Origin of the sequence: Microbacterium sp. AISO3 (assembly GCF_002204305.1) — a bacterium.
Classification (GTDB): domain Bacteria; phylum Actinomycetota; class Actinomycetes; order Actinomycetales; family Microbacteriaceae; genus Microbacterium; species Microbacterium arborescens.
Genome location: NZ_NHRF01000001.1, coordinates 212,870 through 228,265, shown reverse-complemented (window position 1 = coordinate 228,265; position 15,396 = coordinate 212,870). Strand labels below are relative to the sequence as shown.

The 15,396-nt window shown below is 70.4% G+C and carries 12 protein-coding genes; 5 read left to right on the top strand and 7 right to left on the bottom strand.

All coding sequences use genetic code 11. The features are described from left to right. The first annotated feature begins 97 nt into the window (after positions 1-97). The 5 genes from CBF90_RS01035 (at position 98) to CBF90_RS01015 (ending at position 5,819) form a co-directional block, all read left to right on the top strand. Positions 98-1,423, top strand: coding sequence for a glycoside hydrolase family 125 protein (locus tag CBF90_RS01035; protein ID WP_197690547.1), 1,326 nt, complete (start codon positions 98-100; stop codon positions 1,421-1,423). Further along, complete coding sequence (locus CBF90_RS01030; RefSeq protein WP_088379693.1) at positions 1,420-2,367, top strand: carbohydrate ABC transporter permease; 948 nt, start codon at positions 1,420-1,422, stop codon at positions 2,365-2,367. The genes CBF90_RS01035 and CBF90_RS01030 overlap by 4 nt, the downstream gene beginning before the upstream one ends. Further along, complete coding sequence (locus CBF90_RS01025) at positions 2,364-3,329, top strand: carbohydrate ABC transporter permease (RefSeq protein ID WP_023953236.1); 966 nt, start codon at positions 2,364-2,366, stop codon at positions 3,327-3,329. The genes CBF90_RS01030 and CBF90_RS01025 overlap by 4 nt, the downstream gene beginning before the upstream one ends. 47 nt (positions 3,330-3,376) lie before the next feature. Further along, positions 3,377-4,627, top strand: coding sequence for an ABC transporter substrate-binding protein (locus tag CBF90_RS01020; protein ID WP_064955223.1), 1,251 nt, complete (start codon positions 3,377-3,379; stop codon positions 4,625-4,627). A gap of 64 nt (positions 4,628-4,691) precedes the next feature. Further along, positions 4,692-5,819, top strand: coding sequence for a glycoside hydrolase family 76 protein (locus CBF90_RS01015; protein ID WP_088379692.1), 1,128 nt, complete (start codon positions 4,692-4,694; stop codon positions 5,817-5,819). Between the two features lie 41 nt (positions 5,820-5,860). Here CBF90_RS01015 and CBF90_RS01010 read toward each other — a convergent pair whose 3' ends face one another. The 7 genes from CBF90_RS01010 to kdpA form a co-directional block, all read right to left on the bottom strand. Continuing rightward, the gene (locus CBF90_RS01010) at positions 5,861-6,961 is read right to left on the bottom strand and encodes a GntR family transcriptional regulator (protein WP_064955221.1); all 1,101 of its coding nucleotides are present in this window, start codon (positions 6,959-6,961) and stop codon (positions 5,861-5,863) included. A gap of 80 nt (positions 6,962-7,041) precedes the next feature. Further along, positions 7,042-7,548, bottom strand: coding sequence for a GNAT family N-acetyltransferase (locus CBF90_RS01005; RefSeq protein ID WP_071918762.1), 507 nt, complete (start codon positions 7,546-7,548; stop codon positions 7,042-7,044). Positions 7,549-7,571: 23 nt separating this feature from the next. Next, positions 7,572-8,246, bottom strand: a complete 675-nt coding sequence (locus tag CBF90_RS01000; protein WP_071918761.1) for a response regulator — start codon at positions 8,244-8,246, stop codon at positions 7,572-7,574. After that, the gene (locus tag CBF90_RS00995) at positions 8,243-10,762 is read right to left on the bottom strand and encodes an ATP-binding protein (RefSeq protein ID WP_088379691.1); all 2,520 of its coding nucleotides are present in this window, start codon (positions 10,760-10,762) and stop codon (positions 8,243-8,245) included. Before CBF90_RS00995 ends, CBF90_RS01000 begins: the two co-directional genes overlap by 4 nt. A 143-nt stretch (positions 10,763-10,905) precedes the next feature. Beyond that, on the bottom strand, positions 10,906-11,514 hold the full coding sequence (gene kdpC / locus CBF90_RS00990) for a potassium-transporting ATPase subunit KdpC (protein ID WP_088379690.1): 609 nt from the start codon (positions 11,512-11,514) through the stop codon (positions 10,906-10,908). Positions 11,515-11,535: 21 nt separating this feature from the next. Further along, entirely contained in the window at positions 11,536-13,713 is a 2,178-nt protein-coding gene (kdpB, locus tag CBF90_RS00985; RefSeq protein WP_088379689.1) for a potassium-transporting ATPase subunit KdpB, read from the bottom strand. Continuing rightward, positions 13,713-15,395: a potassium-transporting ATPase subunit KdpA gene (kdpA, locus tag CBF90_RS00980; protein WP_088379688.1), complete on the bottom strand. Its 1,683-nt coding sequence runs from the start codon at positions 15,393-15,395 to the stop codon at positions 13,713-13,715. The genes kdpB and kdpA overlap by 1 nt, the downstream gene beginning before the upstream one ends. Position 15,396 lies beyond the last annotated feature (1 nt).

The following is a 15,396-nucleotide window of genomic DNA, read 5'->3' as shown; positions in this document are numbered from 1 at the left end:
CATATTTATACGTTTTAATAGACGGATTGCTAGATCCGTCCTATACTCGGGCCTACCGTCCACCGCTGGGCGGGTCCGACACCACCCGAGGAGCAACGTGGCTCACGTGCATTCGGCCTTCATCCGTTCCGTCTCCGATCGTGTGCGGGAACGTCTCGACGACGAGGTCGCCGACATCTTCGAGCGCTGCTTCGAGAACACCCTCGGCACGACGCTCACGGCGATGCCCGACGGGACGCTCTTCATGCTCACCGGCGACATCCCCGCCATGTGGCTGCGCGACTCCACAGCGCAGCTCGCGCCCTACCTGCATTTCGCCGCCGAGGATCAGGCGATCTCCGACATGATCGCCGCCGTCTCGCGGAGACAGGTCGCCTTCGTCCTCATCGACGCTTACGCCAACGCCTTCAACGCCGCTCCCGACGGCAAGGGCCACCAGGACGACCTCACCGACGGCTCACCGTGGGTCTGGGAGCGCAAGTACGAGGTCGACTCGCTCTGCTACCCGATCCAGCTCGCCCATGACCTGTGGACGGTGACCGGTCGGACGGATCACCTCGGGCCCGACTTCGGCGAGGCCGCACGTCGGATCATCGCGCTGTGGCGCGTCGAGCAGGATCACGAGGCGTCCTCGCCCTACCGGTTCCAGCGCTTCGACTGCCCCCCGAGCGACACGCTCGTTCGCGACGGCCGTGGTCCCGAGACCGCGCCGACCGGCATGACGTGGTCGGCCTTCCGCCCGAGCGACGACGCGTGCGCATACGGCTACAACGTGCCCGGCAACATGTTCGCCGCCGTCGAGCTCGGCCACATCGCCGACATCGCCGAGACCGTGCTCGGCGATCCCGAGCTCGCCCGCACCGCGCGCGACCTGAGGGACGATATCGAGCGCGGGGTCGCCGAGCACGGTCTCGTCGTCGACTCCGATCACGGCGAGCTGTACGCCTACGAGGTCGACGGTCGCGGCGGTGTCCTGCTCCTCGACGACGCCAACGTGCCGAGTCTGCTCTCCCTGCCGCTCATCGGGTGGTGCGGAACGGACGACGACCGGTACCTCGCGACCCGACGCTTCATCCTCAGCGACGCGAACCCGACCTTCGTCCGTGGCGTTCTGCCGGACGGCGGCGACGTGCGCGGCCTCGGCAGCCCTCACACCCCTGCCGGTCACATCTGGCCCATCGGCCTGTGCATCGAGGGTCTCACGACCTCGGACGAGGACGAGCGGCGCCGCATCCTGCGTCTGCTCCTCGACACCGACGCCGGCACCGGGCTCATGCACGAGTCGTTCCTCGCGACCGACCCCGAGACGTTCACGCGCGAATGGTTCTCGTGGGCGAACGCCATGTTCTGCGAGTTCGTGCTCGACCTCGCGGGCCTCCGCGTGCTCGTCCGCGACGCGGTCACCGAGGCGCGGCCGTCATGAGCGCGTCGACCGTGGTGCGTCCGGGCTCGGCCGAGCAGACGCCGCGTGCGCAGCGGACGCATCGGCCGGGGAACCCCTCGGCCCGGCAGATGACCCGGAGTGCCTGGCTGTTCCTGCTGGTGCCGGGCGTGCTGTTCCTCGTCTTCATGGCGCTACCGATCGCGATCGCGCTCGTGCTGAGCCTGACGGACTACGCCATCGTCGGAGACTTCGACTGGCTCGGGCTGCAGAACTACGCCGAGATCGCCGTCGACCCGTTCTTCTGGAGTGCGCTGCGCAACACCGCCTACTACACGGTGCTCTACGTCCCGGCCGGACTCGTCGTCGCGCTCGGCACGGCGCTGCTCCTCAATCGTCGGCAACGGGCCGTCCGTATCTTCCGCACGCTCTTCTACATCCCCGTCGTGGCTTCGACGGTGGCGACGGCGACGATCTGGTTCTGGATGCTGAACCCGCAGAACGGCCTGCTCAACGTCGTGCTGAGCTGGTTCGGCATCGACGGCCCCGCGTGGCTGTACGAATCGCAGTGGGCGATGATCGCGATCGTCATGATGAGCGTCTGGGCCGGCTTCGGCGCCAACATGATCATCTTCCTCGGCGGACTGCAGGGCGTTCCCGGCGAGCTCTACGAGGCCGCTCGTCTCGACGGCGCGAACGCCTGGCAGCAGTTCCGGTACGTCACTCTGCCGTCTCTCACGCGCACGACGTTCCTCGTATCGACGCTGCTGATCATCGGCGCGTTCCAGGTCTTCGACCAGGCCTATGTCCTCACCAAGGGCGGGCCGGGCAACTCCACCGTGACGATGGTCTATTACATCTACAACAAGGGGTTCGGAGCCCTCGAGATGGGCTATGCCTCGGCGCTGTCGTTCATCCTCTTCCTCATCATCCTCGTGTTCTCGCTCGTGAACGCACGACTCACGAATCGCGGAGGCGTCCGATGACGAACACGCTCAACGGCTCCGTGGACGGCGGCAGCGCCGTCCAGACCGCCCTCGCGGCCCGGACGCCGGTCGCGGCGGCTCCGACCGCCCGTCCGCGGACGCCGCGGCAGCGCGCGGGAACGATCGCCTGGTACGTCGGAGTGATCCTCGTCAGCATCGTCACGGTCGCGCCGCTCGTCTGGACGATCTCGACGTCGATCAAGCCGGCCACCGAGATCCTCTCCGGCGCCCTGTCGCTCATCCCCGATAACCCCACGATCGAGAACTACGTCCGGGTGTTCGACGAGGTGCCGTTCGGGCGGTACTTCGTGAACTCGCTCGTGCTCGGCATCGGCGGCGCGGCGACGAACATCTTCTTCGGCGCGCTGGGCGGCTACGCCCTCGCCAAGCTGCGGTTCCGCGGCCGCACGGCGGTGTTCGCGGTCTTCCTGTCGTCGCTCATGATCCCCGGCATCATCACGATGATCCCGTCGTTCCTGATCCTGCGGTCGATCCCGTTCGCGGGCGGCAACGACATTCTGGGGCAGGGCGGCCTCGGCCTGATCAACACCTACTGGGCCGTCATCATCCCGGGCGCCGCCGGTGCATTCGCGGTCTTCTTTATGAAGCAGTTCTTCGAGACTCTGCCCGACGAGCTCGGCGAGGCGGCGCGCATCGACGGCGCCGGCGAGTTCCGCATCTTCGCGCTCATCTACTTCCCGCTCGCGAAGGCCGGGCTCGCCGTGCTCGGCATCATCAGCTTCCAGGCCGGATGGAACAACTTCCTGTGGCCGCTCATCGTCCTGAACAGCCAGGACATGATGACGGTCCAGGTCGGGCTCGCGTCGTTCGTCAACAACTACGAGACGGCATTCGGCCCGCTCATGGCCGGGACCGTGGTCGCGAGCCTCCCCGTGCTGCTCGTGTTCCTCTTCGCCCAGCGATACATCATCGAGGGCGTCGCGCACGTCGGCACCAAGTAGACGACACTCCCACCCGCAACCACACCATCCGATCACAGGAGATTCCGATGAAGAACACCGTGCGCTCGCTCGCCCTGCTGGGCGTCGCGACCCTGACCGTCACCCTCGCCGGCTGCGGCGGCTCCGATGCCGGCAACGGCGGCGACGGACCCGAGCCCGTCGTCATGTGGGGCTCGTGGTCGGGCGATCAGGTCGCCCAGCTCGAGGCTCAGGCCGCCCGCTTCAACGAGGCGCAGGACGACTACGAGGTCAGTTACGTGCCGCAGGAGCTCGTCGAGGAGAAGCTCCTCACGGCCCTCGCCGGGGGCCAGGTGCCGGACATCGTGCTGTGGGACCGCTATCAGACCTCGCTCTACGCCCCGAAGGGAGCGCTCGCTCCGATCGACGACTTCATCGCCGAGGATTCCGTCGACACCAGCGTCTTCTACGAGCCGGCTCTCGGCGAGATGGAGGTCGACGACAAGCTCTACGGCCTTCCCCTGCTCGTCGACAACCGTTCGCTCGTCTACAACCGGGCGCTGCTCGACGAAGCCGGCGTCGCGGCGCCGACGAACTGGGACGAGCTCCAGGCGGCCGCCCAGGCGCTGACCAAGCGCGACGGCAGCAAGCTCGTGCAGTCGGGCTTCGACCTGAGCGACCCCGGCCTGTTCAGCATGTACCTCGCGCAGGCGGGGGGTGAGCTGCTCAACGACGACGAGACGAAGACCGCCTTCAACAGCCCGGAGGGCCTCGAGGTGCTCGAGTTCTGGCAGAGCCTGCTTGATGACGGCGTGTACTCGCAGGGCTTCGGTGACACGGGCGACGCGTTCGCCGAGGGGCGCACCGCGATGAAGCTCGACGGCCCCTGGGCGCTCTCGACGCTCGACAAGGTCGACGGTCTGACCTACGGCGTCGCGCAGCCGCCCGCCGGTCCCGACGGCGACTCCGGCGCGTACATGGGCGGCTTCGGGCTCGTCATCCCCGAGGGCGCCAAGAACGCGGAGGGTGCCTGGGAGTTCATGAAGTGGTGGACGACCGAGGCGGAGAACGGCGTCGCTTTCGGCGAGATCTCCGGCTGGATCCCCGCGAACATCGAGGCCGCGAACGACCCCTACTTCACCGACGACGAGCACTACGCGGCCTTCATCGAGACCATGAACTACGCCGGGGCCCGGCCGAACGTGCAGGGCTTCTCGGACGTCGAGGGCAAGGCGCTGGTGCCCGCTCTCGAGCGGTTCATGTCCGGCGAGATCTCCGCCGAGCAGGCGCTCAAGGACGCGCAGGAGCAGGGCGATCAGATCCTCGCGAAGAACCGATGACGCGACCGACCCCCGTCTCGGCCCGCGAGGCCGCCGACCTCCCCATCCAGAGAGAAGAGCACGCATGACCCGTCCCGCAGCGATCGTCTGGTCGTCCCGAGCGGATGTCGCCCAGGAGAGCCTCGACCACTTCTTCGGCGTCCCCGGCATCCAGTTCCTCGCGAACAGCCACCCGCACGACCGCGGCGACACCGCGGTGTTCAACTACTGGTGGCTGGCGCATGTCGTCGACGCCCGCATCGACGCGTGGCTGCGGACGGGGGAGGCCCGCTGGCTCGAAGCGGCCGTCGCCGCCCGCGACAACATCGTCGAACGCAACGGCGGCTCGCTGTTCAACGACTACTTCGACGACATGCTCTGGTTCGCGCTCGCACTCGAGCGGCTCCACGCCGCGACCGGCGATCAGCGTCACCTCGACGACGCCCGCGCGATCTGGGACCACGTCGTCGAGCACGGCTGGAACGAGACCCTCGGGTGGAGCCTCGCGTGGCGGAAGCAGCAGCTGGCCTACAAGAACACGCCCGCCAACGGGCCGCTCGTGATCCTCGGCGCGCGGCTGAGCGCGCTCGACGCGTCCGGTGACCACCTCGACTACGCCCATCGGGCGTTCGACTGGCTGACGGCGAACCTCGTCGGACCCGACGGGTTCGTCGAGGACGGTGTCAATCGCAACGATGACGGCGCCGTCGACACGCAGTGGCGCTTCACCTACAACCAGGGGCTCTACGCGGGAGCGGCGGTCGAGCTGTTCCGGCTGACGGGCGACCGCGCGTTCCTCGAGCGTGCCGTGCAGACGGCCGTCACCGCCGTCCGAGAGCTGAGCGACGGTTCGGTGTTCCGCGACGAGGGCGACGGCGGCGACGAGGGCCTGTTCAAGGGCGTCTACTACCGCTACCTGGGGGAGGTGCTCGCGGTCCTCGCCGATGAGCCGGGCTTCGCCGACGAGCGGGCGCTGCTCGAGGCGTTCCTGCGGGCGAGCACCGACGAGCTCTGGCGAACCGGCGTCGTCGACGGTCGGCTGCGTCCCGGCAACGACTGGTCGGAGCCGGCGGGGGAGTGGATCCCGTACTCCACCGCTGTCAGCGCGATCTTCGCGATCGAGCAGCGCGCGCGACGGGAGAGCGCCGAGTCCGCGGGTGAGACGGTGGGCGCGGGTTCCGCCGCGGCAGCCGGTACGGTCGTCGGCGCCTAGGCCGCGCCGCCTCGTTCTGCTCCGCGCACGACGGCGCCTCCTCAGCTGCGAGGTGGCGCCGTCGACGCGCCCGGCATGAGCTCGGTGGGCAGCACGACCTTGTCGACCGTGAGCGGGTGGGCGATCTGCTGCTGCAACGACGCGATGCCACGGCCGCCGAGCTCGGTCTGCGCCTGCCGGATGTGGGTGAAGCGGAACAGGCCCGTGTCGAAGAACGCGTCGGGATGGTCGAAGCAGACGACCGACACGTCGCGCGGGATGCTGAGCCCGAGCCGCGAGCAAGCCTCGCGCAGCATGAGCGCGATGTTGTACTCGGCCGCGACGTAGCCGGTGATGTCGGGATGCTCGCCGACGAACGCGATGAGCCGCTCGATGTCGTCCTCGACGGTGTCGGTGCTGCCGGGCACCGTCGACTCGAGCGTCTGCAGCTCCGCACGGTTCTCCAGGGGCAGGTGGTTCATGGCGTGGGCATGGATGTACCCGTTGCGACGGTCGTCGCTCGATGACACGTGGCTCGACGGCCCCACGAACCCGACGGTGCGGTGCCCGAGCTCGAGCAGGTGCTCGGTCGCCGCGCGTCCTCCGCCGAGGTTGTCGGAGCAGACGGCCGAGACGGGGATGCCGTCGAAGAGGCGGTCGAGGATGACGAGCGGGAACCGGCGCGCGACGAGCTCGAGGGCGGCGGGCGGGATGTACTCCGACGAGCTCGGGAGCAGCACGAGCCCCTCGACGCCGGCGTCGACGAGGGATCGGATGCACGCGTCCTCCTCGGCCAGGTCGCCGCCTGACCGTTTGAAGATGACGTGGGTGTCGGCGCCCGCCGCGGCGAGGATCCCCTCGATGATCTTGTTGCCGAACGTGTCGTCGAAGCTCGTGAGGACGCAGCCCAGCAGGCGGGTCGAGACCTCCGACCCCGCGGCCGGGACGGTCGTCGCGGTCGCGCTCGTCACCACCGTGCCGATGCGTGGACGACGCATGATCATCCCCTCGCTGCGCAGCAGCTCGAGTGCCCGCTTGACCGTGATGGCGCTCACGTCGAACTGCTTGGACAGCTCGGCCTCGGAAGGCAGGCGCTCGCCGACCGGGTAGGTGCCGTTGGTGATCGCCAGACGCAACGATTCGTACACCCGCTTGTACAGCATCCCGATCCTCCTCCGGCTGGAATTCTTATATTTAATCTACAGGGTTGGTGGTCGAAATCCGCCGGTCGTGGCGCGGCTCGCTACGACCGCAGATCCGCGGTCATCTGCACGCGCGGGCCGAGGGCATTGAGTCCCATGCGCTCCTCGGTCTCGACGAGCATGAGCTCGAACTCCGAACGCGGTTCGGTCACCGCGAAGCCGAGGCGCTCGTAGAACGGGGCGTTCCAGGGCACGTCGGCGAAGGTGCGGAGCGACATCCGGTCGTGGCCGCGGTCGCGGGCGAACGTCATCGCCGCCTCGACGAGCTTGCGGCCGTACCCTCGGCGCCCGTGCTCGGGCGACACCGACAGCTGTTCGAGGTGAGCGTGGCGGTCGACCTCGAGCACATGGACGAACCCGGCGATCACGCCGGCGCCGACATCGGCGACCAGCAGGAAGCCGGCCTCGTCGGCACGCGACGCGCCGGTCGGCGCCGGCCACCAGGTCGGCGGGTCGAGCCGATCGCGGAGCAGTGCGTCGGCGTCGTTCTCGATGTCTTCGAGAAGGCTCAGCTCGTCAGGCCTCGGCGGTCGGATGTCGATGGGCACGACCAGATCGTAGCGAGCGGCGGTCAGTCGACGATGAGCCGGTACCCCATGCCCGACTCCGTCAGCAGGTGCTCAGGATGCGCGGGATCGGCCTCGAGCTTCTTCCGCAGCTGCGAGACGTAGAGACGCAGGTACCCGGTGTCGTTGACCTGCTCGGTGCCCCACAGCTCCTTCAGCAGGTCCTGCCGGGTCACGAGCGCCCCGGGGCTCCGCGCGAGGAAGTCGAGCATCCGCCACTCGGTCGGCGTGAGGTGCACGCGCTCGCCGCCGCGCGTGACGGTCTTGGCGGCCCGGTCGATCTCGACATCGGCGAACCGCACGACGGCGACGGATGCCGCACCGCCGGCCCGCCGGGTCAGCGCGCGCAGCCTCGCGAGCAGCTCGTCGATCTGGAACGGCTTGGTGACGTAGTCGTCAGCGCCGGCGTCGAGCGCCGCCACCTTGTCGGCCGACCCGGTGCGCCCCGAGACGACGATGATCGGCACGGCGCTCCATCCCCGCACGGCCTCGATCACGGCGACGCCGTCGAGGCGCGGCATCCCCAGATCGAGGACCACGACGTCGGGGTGCTCGGCCGCGGCCGCGGCGATCGCGGCGGCCCCGTCACCCGCCGCGACGACGTCGTACCCGTGGGCCGCGAGCGTGATGCGCAGCGCCCGCACGAGCTGCGGGTCGTCGTCGGCGAGAAGGACTTTCACCCCTCGATCCTGCCCTCTGGTGCCGCCGACGATGCCAGGGGCAGTTCGATCACCATGGTGAGGCCGCCACCGGGGGTCTGCTCGGGGACGAGCTGACCCTGCATCCCCTCGGTGAAGCCCTTCGACAGCGCGAGCCCCAATCCGAGCCCGGTCGTGTTGTCGGTGTCGCCCAGCCGCTGGAAGGGCGCGAACACGTCGCCGTGGCGTTCGGCCGGGATCCCGGGTCCGTGGTCGATCACGCGGATCTGCGCCCGCTCGCCCAGTGAGCTCGTGCTGATGCGCACCGGCGTTCCGGGCGGCGAGTGGCGGTGGGCGTTGGCGAGCACGTTCACCAGCACGCGCTGCAACAGCACAGGGTCGGCCAGCACGGGCTCGATCGCCTCATCCATCGCCAGCTCGACCGCGCCGGGCCCCAGGCCGAGTTCGTCGACGGCGGCGAGCACGGCCTCGGCGGTGTCGACCGGCCGCAGGGCGACCGCGAGAGCACCCGCCTCGATGCGGCTCACGTCGAGCAGGTCGGTCACGAGCGAGGTCAGCGTGCCGAGGCTCTCGTCGGCGGTCGCGAGCAGCTCGTCGCGGTCGGCGTCGCCGAGCGCGGGTCCCGCAGCCCGCAGCCCGCCGAGCGCTGCGACGGCCGCGGCGAGAGGACGTCGCAGGTCGTGGCTCGCCGCTGAGAGGAGGGCGCTGCGCACCCGGTCGGTCTCGGCGAGCACCGACGCCGAGCTCGCCGCCCGCTGCAGGTCGGCCTGCTCGAGGGCGGCGGCGAGCTGCGCGACGACGACATCCAACAGCCGGCGTTCCGAGCCGTCGAGCTGCTCCGACTCGCTGCCGTGGAGTTCGAGCACAGCCTCGCGTCCGACGTCGACGCGCAGGTGGCGGTCGTCGCGCACGGGCTCGCCGTCGGCGGCGACGACGGTTCCGTCCGACGCGACCAGGCGGGCGCCCGACATCCCGAAGGCCTCGCGCGCCCGCGCGACGAGAGCCGGGATCGAGCCGTCGCCCCGCAGCACGCTGCCCGCGACCGCCGCGAGCAGCTCGGCCTCGGCCGCCGCCCGCCGGGCCGCGCGCGTGCCCCGGGCCGCGCGGTCGACGATGACGCTCACGAGGAGCGCGATGACGACGTACAGGATCAGCGCCCACGCGTGCAGCGGATCGGAGACCGTCACGGTGTACAGCGGCGCCACGAAGAAGAAGTCGAGCGTCACCCCCGACATCACCGCCGCGAAGACCGCCGGCCACAGGCCGCCGACGAGCGCGACCACCACCACGAGCAGCTGATACGCGAGCACATCGCTCGTGATCGACTCGGGGCTCCGCAGTGCGACGAGCAGCCAGGTGAGCAGCGGCCCGCCGGTGAGCGCCACGACGAAACCGAGGATCCGGCGCCGCACGCTGAGCGCTCCGCCGGCGACACGGGGCAGGGTGAAGCGGCCGCCGGCGGCCGCATGCGTCACGACGTGCACGTCGATATCGCCCGACTCGCGGATGACGGTGGCGCCGATGCCCGGGCCGCTGAGGGCCGCAGCGAGCCGGCCGCGACGGCTGACGCCGACGACGAGCTGCGACGCGTTGACCGACCGCGCGAACTCGACGAGGGCGGCGGGGATGTCGTCACCGACGACCTGGTGATAGCTGCCACCGAGAGACTCGACAAGGGCCCGCTGGGCGGCGAGGGCGGCGGGGTCGGCGGTGCGCAGCCCGTCCTGACCCGACACGTGGACGGCCAGGAGCTCGCCGCCGGCCGACCGGTCGACGATGCGGGCCCCGCGGCGGATCAGCGTCTCGCCCTCGGGGCCGCCGGTCAGCGCGACCACGACGCGCTCGCGCGCCTGCCAGGTGCCCCGGATGCCGTGCTCGGCCCGGTAGTCCTGCAGAGCGCTGTCGACCTCGTCGGCGAGCCACAGCAGCGCGAGCTCCCGCAGCGCCGTCAGATTGCCGAGCCGGAAGTAGTTCGACAGGGCGGCGTCGATGCGCTCGGCGGGGTAGACGAGGCCGGCGGCGAGGCGGTCGCGCAGTGACGGCGGCGCGAGGTCGACGAGCTCGATCGGGTCGGCCGAGCGCACGACGGCATCCGGCACCGTCTCGCGCTGCGCGACGCCGGTGATCTGCTCGACGACGTCGCCCAGCGACTCGATGTGCTGGACGTTGACGGTCGTGATGACGTCGATGCCGGCATCCCGGAGCTCCTCGACGTCCTGCCAGCGCTTCTCGTTGCGCGATCCGCCGACGTTGGTATGGGCGAGCTCATCGACGAGCGCGACGCGCGGGGCCCGGGCGAGCACGGCGTCGAGGTCCATCTCGTCGAGCGTGACGCCCCGGTGCTCGATGCGGCGGCGCGCAACGATCGGCAGGCCCGCGGTCATCGCGGCGGTCGCGGCGCGTCCATGGGTCTCGACGATCGCGACGACGACGTCGACCCCGGCATCCTGCAGCCGGCGGCCCTCCTCGAGCATCTCGTAGGTCTTGCCCACGCCCGGCGCCGCTCCCAGCAGCACCCGCAGCCGTCCCCGCTTCACGGCATCACCCTAGTTCTCCCCGCGCCCGGCTCGACCCGCTCCTGCGGGCCGCGATGCAAGGGATCCGGCCCGACACCCCGCCGAAGGGCGCTGTTGCCCGGCGCGCCGCCCCGCATCCCTTGCACCCGTGCCCGGGAGGAAGCTCATCGCGCGAGGCCGTCCAGCGCCGCGTTCAGCTCGACGACGTTCACCCGCGGCTCGCCGAGGAACCCGAGATCACGGACGGCCGTGTTCTCCGCGACGAGGTCGCGCACCTCGGCATCCGACAGCCCGCGCTCGGCCGCGACGCGGGCGACCTGCAGCTCGGCGTACGCCGGCGAGATGTGCGGGTCGAGGCCCGACGCCGAGGCGGTGACGGCATCCGGCGGCACGTCCGAGACGGCCACGCCCTCGCGGTCGGCGATCGCCGTGCGCCGCTCCTCGATGGCTGCGACGAGGTCGGCGTTGTTCGGGCCGAGATTCGAACCGCTCGAGGCGGCCGCGTCGTAGCCGTCGCCGGCCGCCGAGGGGCGTGACTGGAAGTACTGCGGCAGCGCTTCGCCGTCGGCATCCGTGAACGACTGGCCGATGAGCGACGAGCCGACGACCTGGCCCTCGGCGTCGCGCAGCAGCGATCCGTTCGCCTGCGCCGGCAGCGCGAGGCCGATCAGCGAGATGAGCAGGGTGTAGCCGACCCCGAGGACGAGGGTGAGGACGACCATCGCGCGGACGGCGACGGCGGAGGTGCGCAGCGAGGCGCGGGCGGTGGACATGACAGGTCTCCAGGAGGGGGCTCAGAAGCCCGGGATGAGGCTGACGACGAGGTCGATCAGCTTGATGCCGACGAACGGGGCGATGACGCCGCCGAGCCCGTACACGACGAGGTTGCGGCTGAGGATCGACGAGGCGCTGGCCGCGCGGTACTTCACGCCGCGCAGCGCCAGCGGGATGAGCACGATGATGACGATCGCGTTGAACACGATCGCGCTCGTGACGGCGGATGCCGGCGACGACAGCTGCATGATGTTGAGCGCGGCGAGCCCCGGGAAGACGCCCATGAACATCGCCGGGATGATCGCGAAGTACTTGGCGATGTCGTTCGCGAGCGAGAACGTCGTGAGGGCGCCGCGCGTGATGAGCAGCTGCTTGCCGATGCGGACGATGTCGATGAGCTTCGTCGGATCCGAGTCGAGGTCGACCATGTTGCCGGCCTCCTTCGCCGCCGACGTGCCCGTGTTCATCGCGACTCCGACATCGGCCTGCGCGAGCGCGGGCGCATCGTTCGTGCCGTCGCCGGTCATCGCGACGAGGTGACCGCCCTCCTGCTCCTTGCGGATCAGGGCGAGCTTGTCTTCGGGCGTCGCCTCGGCGAGGAAGTCGTCCACGCCCGCCTCTCTCGCGATCGCGGCGGCGGTCAGCGGGTTGTCGCCCGTGATCATGACGGTGCGGATGCCCATCGAGCGCAGCTCGTCGAAGCGCTCGCGCAGCCCGTCCTTGACGACGTCCTTCAGGTGGATGACGCCGAGCAGTGTTCCGGTGCCGGATGGGTCGAGGGTCGCGACGGCGAGCGGCGTGCCGCCGGACTGCGCGATCGCGTCGGCGTGGTGGAGCAGCTCGGCGCGGGCCTCGGGCGAGACCGGCCGCGCCGAGGCGTCGAGCCAGGCGAGCACCGACCCCGACGCGCCCTTGCGCACCTGCGTGCCGCCCGGCAGGTCGACGCCGCTCATGCGGGTCTGCGCCGTGAAGGCCACGGCCACCGCATCGCGCGGCAGCTCGGCCACCACGTGCTGCGAGGCCGCGAGCTCGACCACCGAGGTGCCCTCGGGCGTCGGGTCCGACAGCGACGAGAGGGATGCCGCGCGGGCGAGCTCGGCGCCGTCGACGCCGGTCATCGCGACGAACTCCGATGCGCGACGGTTGCCGTAGGTGATCGTGCCGGTCTTGTCGAGCAGGAGCGTCGTCACATCGCCGGCCGCCTCGACCGCGCGTCCCGACATGGCCAGGACGTTCCGCTGCACGAGGCGGTCCATCCCCGCGATGCCGATGGCAGACAGCAGAGCGCCGATCGTGGTCGGGATCAGGCAGACCAGCAGCGCGACGAGCACCGGGATGCTGACGGGTGAGGCGCTGTACGACGCGATGGGGTTCATCGCCAGCACGACCACGACGAAGACGATCGACAGGCTCGCGAGCAGGATGTTGAGGGCGATCTCGTTCGGTGTGCGCTGCCGCGCGGCGCCCTCGACGAGGGCGATCATCCGGTCGACGAAGGTCTCGCCGGGCTTCGAGGTGATCCGCACGACGATGCGGTCGGAGAGCACCCGGGTGCCGCCCGTGACGGCGCTCCGGTCGCCGCCCGACTCGCGGACGACGGGAGCCGATTCGCCGGTGATCGCCGACTCGTCGACCGTCGCGATGCCGTCGACGATGTCGCCGTCGCCGGGGATCAGTTCGCCCGCCTCGACGAGCACGACATCCCCGAGCCGCAGGTCGGCCGAGGGCACCTCCTCGGTCGCGGCGCCGCGGGCCGCGGCATCCGTCCGCTCGTCGTACGAGACGACGCGGCGCGCGGTCGTCGTCGTGCGGGTCTTGCGCAGCGCCTGCGCCTGCGCCTTGCCGCGGCCCTCGGCGACGGACTCTGCCACGTTCGCGAAGAACACGGTGAGCCAGAGCCACACCGCGATGCCCCACGTGAACCCGGCCGGGACGGTCGTGCCGCCCGAGGATTCGGGTCCGCCGAGGAACGGCTCCGCGATCGCGAGCGCCGACGTGAGGGAGGCGCCGACCCAGACGAGGAACATGACGGGGTTCCGCCACTGGGCGGCGGGGTTGAGCTTGCGCACGGCGCCGGGGAGGGCGGCGCCGACCTGCTCGAGGCTGAACGCGCTGCGGCGGCGCGGTGCCGGGCCGGCGGCCGGGTCGGCGGACGACGGGCCGGATGAGGGCCGGGTTTCGGTCAGAGGGGCAGACATCAGGAGAGTCCTTCGGCGAGGGGGCCCAGGGTGAGGACCGGGAAGTAGGTGAGCGCGGTGATGATCACGACGACGCCGGCGAGCAGGCCCGCGAACTGCGGGCGGTGTGTCGGGAGCGTGCCGGCGCTCGACGGCACCGTGTCTTGTGCGGCGAGCGATCCGGCGAGGGCGAGCACGAGCACGATCGGGATGAACCGGCCGAGCAGCATCGCGACGCCGAGCGCCGTGTTGAGCCACGGGGTGTTGGCGGTGAGGCCGGCGAAGGCCGAGCCGTTGTTGTTCGCCGCGGAGGTGAACGCGTAGAGCACTTCGCTCAGGCCGTGGACGCCCGGGTTCCAGATCGAGGTGCTCTCGACGTCGGCGCGAACGGCCGGGATCGCGAAGCTCAGCGCCGTTCCGGCGAGCACGAGCGTCGGCGTCACGAGGATGTACAGACTCGCGAGCTTGATCTCGCGGGGCCCGATCTTCTTGCCGAGGTATTCGGGCGTGCGTCCGATCAGCAGGCCGCCGACGAAGACGGCGAGGATGGCGAGCACCAGCATCCCGTACAGCCCTGAGCCGACACCGCCGGGGGCGATCTCGCCGAGCATCATGTTGAGCATCGGCATCATGCCGCCGAGCGGTGTGAAGCTGTCGTGCATCGCGTTGACCGCGCCGGTCGAGGTGAGGGTCGACGCGCCGCCGAACAGGGCCGACGCGGCGACGCCGAAACGGGTCTCCTTGCCCTCCATCGCGGCGCCGGCGAGCTGCGTCGCCGTGCCCCCGCCCGACGCCTCCGCCCACGAGCCGAGGGCGATCGAGGCGAGGAAGATCCCGCCCATGACGGCGACGATCGCATAGCCCTGGCGGTCGTCGCCGACGATGCGGCCGAAGGCGCGCGGCATCGCGAACGGGATGACCAGGAGCAGCAGGATCTCGAACAGGTTCGTCCACGGCGTCGGGTTCTCGAACGGGTGCGCGGAGTTCGCGTTGAAGAACCCGCCGCCGTTCGTGCCGAGCAGCTTGATGGCCTCCTGGCTGGCGACAGGTCCGCCCGGGATCGACTGCGCCCCGCCGGCGATCGTCTGCACGTCGGTGAAGCCGGCGAAGTTCTGGATCACGCCGCCCGCGAGCAGCACGACGGCAGCGACGATCGCCATCGGGAGGAGGATGCGGCCGAGCCCGCGCACGAGGTCGACCCAGAAGTTGCCGATCGTGCCGGAGCGGCGATACGCGAAGCCGCGGACGAGGGCGATGGCCACGGCCATGCCGACCGCGGCCGAGACGAAGTTCTGCACGGCCAGGCCCGCGAACTGCACGGTGTAGCCGAGCGTCGTGTCGGGCGAGTACGACTGCCAGTTCGTGTTGGCCACGAACGAGATGGCGGTGTTGAACGCGAGGTGCTCGCTCGGTGCGGGAAGGCCCAGGCTGAACGGCAGGATCGGCTGGAGGCGCTGCAGGCCGTAGACGATCACGACCCCTACCAGCGAGAACAGGAGCACGCCGCGGGCGTAGGCCTGCCAGGTCTGTTCGGCGCGCGGGTCGACCCCGATCAGGCGATAGACGCCCCGTTCGACGGCGAGGTCGCGCGGCGAGGTGTAGACGCGGGCGATGTAGTCGCCGACGGGTCGGTACAGCAGGACGAGGATGAGGACGAGGGTCGCGATCTGCAGCGACGTGAACCCGATCTGCGCGGCATCCACG

Coding starts and splice junctions, on each gene's coding strand:
- CBF90_RS01020 (WP_064955223.1), top strand. CDS start 3,377: ATGAAGAACACCGTGCGCTCGCTCGCCCTGCTGGGCGTCGCGACCCTG.
- CBF90_RS01015 (WP_088379692.1), top strand. CDS start 4,692: ATGACCCGTCCCGCAGCGATCGTCTGGTCGTCCCGAGCGGATGTCGCC.
- CBF90_RS01025 (WP_023953236.1), top strand. CDS start 2,364: ATGACGAACACGCTCAACGGCTCCGTGGACGGCGGCAGCGCCGTCCAG.
- kdpC (WP_088379690.1), bottom strand. CDS start 11,514: ATGTCCACCGCCCGCGCCTCGCTGCGCACCTCCGCCGTCGCCGTCCGC.
- kdpB (WP_088379689.1), bottom strand. CDS start 13,713: ATGTCTGCCCCTCTGACCGAAACCCGGCCCTCATCCGGCCCGTCGTCC.
- CBF90_RS01010 (WP_064955221.1), bottom strand. CDS start 6,961: ATGCTGTACAAGCGGGTGTACGAATCGTTGCGTCTGGCGATCACCAAC.
- CBF90_RS01030 (WP_088379693.1), top strand. CDS start 1,420: ATGAGCGCGTCGACCGTGGTGCGTCCGGGCTCGGCCGAGCAGACGCCG.